Annotated in this window: 1 protein-coding gene and 1 pseudogene; both read left to right on the plus strand. The window is 58.1% G+C overall.

Translation table 11 applies throughout. The features are described 5' to 3' along the window. Nucleotides 1-100: 100 nt before the first annotated feature. Nucleotides 101-777 (plus strand): annotated as a pseudogene (locus tag BN1123_RS08680) (phage portal protein); the annotation flags it as partial. A 58-nt stretch (nucleotides 778-835) separates the two neighbouring features. Then, nucleotides 836-1,087 (plus strand): ogr/Delta-like zinc finger family protein, encoded by a 252-nt coding sequence (locus BN1123_RS08685; RefSeq protein WP_042026513.1) that lies wholly within the window; start codon nucleotides 836-838, stop codon nucleotides 1,085-1,087. Nucleotides 1,088-1,144: the final 57 nt, after the last annotated feature.

Raw genomic sequence — 1,144 nt, forward strand, 5'->3', positions numbered from 1 at the left:
GATGGGGTGAAGCGACGTGCCCATGATGCAGACTTGAAGAGGATGGTGGTGATCAGATCACCAAGTCCTCAGTTAGTTCCATTCAAGCTGCATCGATTTGGGCAACAACGCCGGGCTGTACCCGCTCTCCAGCGTCTAGCTGCGCCGGCGCGAAGATGGCTGCTTTGTCTACCTGCAGCAGGGCAGCCGAACCTGATTTACCGGCCGGAGGATGTCATCTGGCTGGCCCAGCACGACCCCGAGCAGCAGATCTACGGTATGCCTGACTACCTGGGCGGCCTGCAGTCGGCACTGCTCAACCAGGATGCCACTCTGTTTCGGCGCAAATACTTCCTCAACGGCGCCCACATGGGCTTCATCTTCTACGCCACCGATCCGAACATGGACGATGACACGGAAGAGGAGATGAAGGAGATGATTGCGAGCAGCAAGGGGGTAGGGAACTTTCGCCCCATGTTCGTGAACATCCCGGACGGCAAACCCGATGGCATCAAGCTGATCCCGGTGGGGGATATCGCCACCAAAGACGAGTTCGCGGCCATCAAGGGGATCACCGCCCAGGATGTATTGACCAGCCACCGTTTTCCGGCAGCGCTGGCTGGCATCATCCCGACCAATGGCGGGGGAGGGCTCGGGGATCCCGAGAAGTACGATGCGACCTATGCCCGCAACGAGGTGTTGCCGCTGTGCGAGCTTATCCAGTATGCCATCAACAGCGCGGGACTCCCTCGCTCCCTCTGGGTCGATTTTCGGGAGAATATCGGTCCAGCTGTATAAACAAACAGTATTCCATATGGCAAGATAGGCTGTTGATTTGGATAGAAAAGGGGGCGTAATGCGGGTTTATTGCAAAGTGTGTGGCCAGCGGGGCCGCATGACCAAGACCAACCGACTGAGCGATGATGTCTCGGATCTCTACTGCCAGTGCACCGATGCCGAATGTGGCCACAGCTGGGTGGCCACCTTGTCGTTCGTGCATACCCAGAGCCTCTCGGCCAAGACCACCAACCAGCTGGTGCTTAGTCTGATGGGCTCGCTCACGCCAGAGGGGCGGCAGTTGGTATTGAAAGGACTGGCGGCACAGTAGCGCCCCCGCCTCGCCTGAGCGCTTTATGTGTTGAAAATGGCGTTGTTGCTCAAATCG

The sequence above is a fragment of the Aeromonas enteropelogenes genome (assembly GCF_000819845.1).
Taxonomy (GTDB): domain Bacteria; phylum Pseudomonadota; class Gammaproteobacteria; order Enterobacterales; family Aeromonadaceae; genus Aeromonas; species Aeromonas enteropelogenes.